Source organism: Empedobacter sp. R132-2, assembly GCF_030324375.1.
Taxonomy (GTDB): domain Bacteria; phylum Bacteroidota; class Bacteroidia; order Flavobacteriales; family Weeksellaceae; genus Empedobacter; species Empedobacter falsenii_B.
Genome location: NZ_JACAGG010000062.1, coordinates 1 through 4,972, shown reverse-complemented (window position 1 = coordinate 4,972; position 4,972 = coordinate 1). Strand labels below are relative to the sequence as shown.

At 35.7% G+C, this 4,972-nt stretch carries 6 protein-coding genes; 4 read left to right on the top strand and 2 right to left on the bottom strand.

Features of this window, described 5'->3' with window-relative positions:
- Nucleotides 1–690, bottom strand: a 690-nt coding sequence (locus tag HXZ69_RS14995) for a transposase (protein WP_286496447.1), incomplete at its 3' end; no start/stop codon positions are given.
- A 276-nt stretch (nucleotides 691–966) separates the two neighbouring features.
- On the opposite strand from HXZ69_RS14995, the gene HXZ69_RS14990 reads away from it, so the two are divergent.
- From HXZ69_RS14990 to HXZ69_RS14975, 4 genes are all read left to right on the top strand, one after another.
- Nucleotides 967–2,754, top strand: a complete 1,788-nt coding sequence (locus HXZ69_RS14990; protein ID WP_286496446.1) for a UvrD-helicase domain-containing protein — start codon at nucleotides 967–969, stop codon at nucleotides 2,752–2,754.
- A 316-nt stretch (nucleotides 2,755–3,070) separates the two neighbouring features.
- On the top strand, nucleotides 3,071–3,766 hold the full coding sequence (locus tag HXZ69_RS14985; RefSeq protein ID WP_286496445.1) for an SMUG2 DNA glycosylase family protein: 696 nt from the start codon (nucleotides 3,071–3,073) through the stop codon (nucleotides 3,764–3,766).
- Nucleotides 3,763–4,299 carry a DUF488 domain-containing protein gene (locus HXZ69_RS14980; protein WP_286496444.1) on the top strand — a complete coding sequence of 179 codons (537 nt, stop codon included), beginning with the start codon at nucleotides 3,763–3,765 and terminating at the stop codon, nucleotides 4,297–4,299. Before HXZ69_RS14985 ends, HXZ69_RS14980 begins: the two co-directional genes overlap by 4 nt.
- A 23-nt stretch (nucleotides 4,300–4,322) precedes the next feature.
- Nucleotides 4,323–4,532, top strand: a complete 210-nt coding sequence (locus tag HXZ69_RS14975) for a hypervirulence associated TUDOR domain-containing protein (protein ID WP_286496443.1) — start codon at nucleotides 4,323–4,325, stop codon at nucleotides 4,530–4,532.
- Between the two features lie 72 nt (nucleotides 4,533–4,604).
- Here HXZ69_RS14975 and HXZ69_RS14970 read toward each other — a convergent pair.
- Nucleotides 4,605–4,972 (bottom strand): transposase (locus HXZ69_RS14970; protein ID WP_286496442.1); only part of this gene is annotated, 368 nt, incomplete at its 5' end.

Below are 4,972 nucleotides of genomic sequence, written 5' to 3'. Positions count from 1 at the left end.
AAACTTTGGACGAATATCTTCACCATCTTCATTTTTTTGAAGCGTTTTCACATGTCCCGGCATTCCTTTAAACGCTTTCTTTTTCCAATTATGATGTTGTTCTACCAACTTCTTTCGAGTTGATGTTACAGTTCGACTAGACTCACTGCATGCTTTGAATTCTGAATTTTCTTCCAACTCATTCACAAAAGCAAAAGCATCGTTTAGAACCTCTTTTTCAACCAGAGAATCCATACTTGCGTTTGCTTTGATAAAGGCAGAGTCTACCGCCTGACGTTTCCCTGAAACCATGCCTTTATTCACACACAGTTTTAAAACCAACTGAAACAATTGCAAGAAAACTTCTTGGCCAAATAACGCGCGCGTTCGGCTTATGGTTGAATGCCAAGGCAATTGTTCGTTCAGATCATAACCTAAAAACAAGCGAACATCCAAGCAATTGCTACAATAGCGAATCAATGCTCTGTCGCTATTGATATTATTCAAATAACCCACTAACAATATTTTAAAAAACACCACAGGATCTATACTTTCTTGACCTTGAGTACCGTAATATTTTTGAGTGGATCTATACAGAAAATGTAAATCTAATACTTGATTTACTTGGCGATAAAAGTTATCAGATGGAACTAGCCGATCTAAACTTAATTCATAAAAAAGTTGAGGAATAAATTCTTTTCGTCCTTGCATACTACAAGATATGAAAAATTGCTATATTTAGTGTTGTGCAACAAGCACAGTGGTTTTGCAAAATGCGGGGTTTAGTCATTGATTGAAATTTCGTCAAAATATTTCGCAACTACTTTTCATATTGTTTTTTTACTTAATTTAGACAATCTGAAAAAGCATTTGCTTCGTTTCGGAATTCTTGAACTTAAGTTCTTCGAATTCCCGCACTTCGCAAAGCCTTTTTCCGTTATAGCCAATGCTAAAAGACGACCCGACACAGAATGACAGTTACAGAAAATGGAGTTAACGAAAGAACAATATGATATCATCAACTCGACTGGAAACATCAAAATAAATGCTGTTGCCGGGTCTGGGAAAACTACGACCGTAATTGAATACGCCAAGACAAGACCATCGACAAGTAAAATTCTTTATTTAGCTTTCAACAAATCCGTAAAGCTTGAAGCAGCCAAAAAATTTGCCGACAAAGGACTTAATAATGTGAAAGTTGAGACAGCACATTCTTTGGCTTATCGACACATTGTATTTAAAAATGGATACAAAGTAAGACCACAAGGTTACAAGACAAATGAAATTGCCGAACTTCTAAATCTGCAAGGCAACGGAGAAAAGCATACGGAATATGTCATTGCCAATCACATTAACAAGTTCATTGCCTATTTCTGCAACAGCGCCAAGCAAAAAGTTCAAGACTTAAATTATCTTGACACAGTAACAGACCCAAAAGCAAAAACTTTTGTTTCATCATTTTACGACTATATCGTTTCTCAATCACGACTTTTATTAAGCAAAATGGACAAAGGAGAAATCGAAATCACCCACGACTTCTACCTTAAAAAATTCCAACTTTCAAACCCAAAACTTGACTACGATTACATACTTTTTGACGAAGGACAAGACGCATCTCCTGCAATGCTTGATGTGTTCTTTAATCAAAAAGCGACCAAAGTAATCGTTGGCGACACACACCAACAAATTTACGGGTGGCGATTTGCGGTAAACTCGTTAGAAAAAGCCGACTTTAAAACCTATCATCTTTCGACAAGCTTTCGATTTAGTCAAGACATTGCAAATCTTGCAATGGAAGTTTTAAAATTCAAAAAGCACCTTGACGAACACCAAACCATTCCTATCACAGGAAAAGGCAACAGCAAAGAAATTAAAACCAAAGCTGTTCTTGCAAGAACCAATCTCGGTCTTTTACTAAAAGCAATAGAATATGTAACTGAAAAGAAAAAGGTAAAACAGATTTACTTTGAAGGTAACATCAACTCATATACATACGCAGACGAAGGTGCTTCCCTTTATGATGTTCTAAATCTTTACAACGAAAAGCATCACTTAATTAAGGACAAACTAATCAAGGCTATGAAAGACCTTGACGAGTTAGAAGATTATATTGAAAAGACAGAAGATGTTCAGCTTGCAATGATGGTTGAAATAGTTAAAGAGTATGGAAATAAAATTCCTGACATCATAAAAGCCATTAAAGAAAAACACGTTGACAATGACGACAAAGAAAAGGCAGAAATGATTTTCTCGACAGTTCATCGTTGCAAAGGAATGGAGTATGATGCCATTCAACTTGTAAATGACTTTATTTCTGAAGAAAAATTAGAGAAATTGAAAGAAGATAAGAAAGCCGAAGAAATCAACGCCACAAAACTAAATGAAGAAATCAATTTGCTTTATGTTGCTGTCACTCGGACAAAAAATAGTATTCATATTCCCGAACCTTTAATGCCTTCTGAATTTCCAAAATCATCACAAATTCACGTTATGAAAGTTGTGAGTGAAGAAGAAAAGGAACAGCAAAGAAAAGAAGAATTGAAACAAAAAACCGACAAGGCAGAAAGCAAAACAGAAAAAGCTTATTCGGTTGAAGAAGTGAGAACCAAACATAAGGACGCATACAAACCGTGGACACCTGAACTTGACAACGAACTAACAGTAATGTATTGTGAAGGAGTAAATGTAAAAGATATGGCTAAACATTTCGGTCGGACAAGGGGTGCAATAACATCAAGAATTAAAAAACTGGAACTTGAAGAACTTTACGGATAAACAGAAAATAACAGGAAGCACTGGCTATAACAGGCGTTTGGCTCAATGGCGGGTGAAGTGGCTAATTGAACATTCTACTTCGCATCAACTTTTGTGGTGTATTGACAATTTTGTGCTCCGAAATCCGCCACTGCGCCAAGCGCCAAAACGTTAGCGGTCATTGTAAGACAACGACCTTGAATGTAGCCAATCGATAAGCATAAAAAGATGAAATCAAATTGTAAAAACAGCCAGGCTACAATAGGAATTTTGCACTTTTGTCCTTTGATGAATAGTGCTGAAAGAGTTTGCAAGATAGAAAAATAAAGAAATTCTTATGTCAAAAACCTTTGCTGATAAAGTGATTGATTTCAACCACTATTTACACTATTCGGGTAAGCTGCCAAAAGGTTTTCAGGTGATGAACCCTTACCTGAATAATCCTGAAACGATAGAGGTAATGCAACAGTTTTATCATAAATATTACAACGATTCTAAGCAACGAAGATTTATTATCGGTATTAACCCGAGCCGTCACGGAGCCGGGGTAACGGGTGTGCCATTTACGGATACCAAACGATTGGAAAGCGTCTGTTCTATCAAAATGCAATCGGCACATACGCACGAAGTTTCTTCTGTTTTTATGTATGATATGATTGCTGAGTATGGTGGAGCAAAAGAATTCTACAAAGATTTTTACATCAACTCTCCATTCCCTTTAGCCATTATCCGTCAAACAAAAAACGGCAAATGGCTTAATGCAAATTATTATGATGACCCTATTCTTTTTGAAATGGTGAAAGGTTTTATGATTAACTCTTTGAAAAAACACATCAGTCTTGGATTAGATACTTCAGAGGTTTTTGTATTAGGAAAGAAAAATGCAGATTTTATCCAAAAGCTAAACAAGGAAGCAAAGTTGTTTGACAGTTTAAAAACCCTTGAACATCCGCGATACATCCAGCAATACAAATCAAAAGAAAAACAGCAGTATATTGACAAATATATTTTAGCATTGAACAATCCTAAATGAAGAAATCGGGAACACATATCATCTATACCATAGGGCATTCTACACGTAGTTTGGTTGAATTTTTGGATATGCTGCAATCTTTTGATATTAAAATTCTTGCTGACATACGGAGTTTGCCCGGCTCACGCAAATTCCCACAATTCGACAAGGAAAATTTAAAAATATCCTTAGAAGAAGCCGGAATACAATACATACATCTGGCCGATTTAGGAGGAAGAAGAAAGGCAAAAAAGGACTCAAAAAACAACCGCTGGAACAATGATTCTTTCAGAGGTTTTGCTGATTATATGGAAACCGAAGAATTTGAAAGTGCCATTTTGAAACTGGAACATATTGCTTTAGAACAACCCACGGCTTATATGTGCTCCGAAGCAGTTTGGTGGAGATGTCATCGTTCAATGGTATCCGATTATCTGAAAGCAAAAGGTTGGACGGTATTACATATTATGGTAACAGGAAAAGTGCAGGAGCATAAATACACTGCACCGGCAAGAATAGTTGATGATAATGTATTTTATTCCGATGAAAATTAGATTTACAATTAAAAAATCTGTTTATGAAAACAAAATTTAAAGTAGGCGACAAAGTAAGCTGGAACTCCGAAACAGGAAGAGTTTCAGGAACTATCATTAAAATACATACAAAAGATTTCGATTACAAAGGTTATACACACCATGCTACAGAAGAAGATCCTCAATATGAAATAAAAAGCAACAAGACGGATCATATTGCCGCTCATAAGGGTTCTGCCCTTACTAAACTCTGAGAAAAATAATCAGAGAAACGAATTGAGAAAACAACGAACCGCTAACACTGGTAACTGTTGCACAACTCCAATTTACAGTAAAAAACAGAATATATGACCTCGTTTAAGCCTTTTTAAGCGAGGTTTATTTTTAGAAAAATATATTAATGTAAAATTAGGTTTGCTTAAAAACTCTCTTTTTAAGGAGTGAAGGAGTGATTTTGTAGAAGCGTAGTTCTTCCCTTGTTTTAAATAAATAACTTGGGCTAAAACACTTGATTTTTTGACTGTAAAGCGTAGATATTTCTTCAAGTTGTAAGATAAACTTGACATTAGTACATGTTTATTGGCTTTAGACATTCCTCTGCTGTTGATTCGTTTTAGGTTAAAGAAGTTAATCAACGTTCCTAAAACTGGTTCTACTGTAGAACTTCGACGTTTAACTAACCTGCGGTGATACG

Coding starts and splice junctions, on each gene's coding strand:
- HXZ69_RS14990 (WP_286496446.1), top strand. CDS start 967: ATGGAGTTAACGAAAGAACAATATGATATCATCAACTCGACTGGAAAC.
- HXZ69_RS14985 (WP_286496445.1), top strand. CDS start 3,071: ATGTCAAAAACCTTTGCTGATAAAGTGATTGATTTCAACCACTATTTA.
- HXZ69_RS14980 (WP_286496444.1), top strand. CDS start 3,763: ATGAAGAAATCGGGAACACATATCATCTATACCATAGGGCATTCTACA.
- HXZ69_RS14975 (WP_286496443.1), top strand. CDS start 4,323: ATGAAAACAAAATTTAAAGTAGGCGACAAAGTAAGCTGGAACTCCGAA.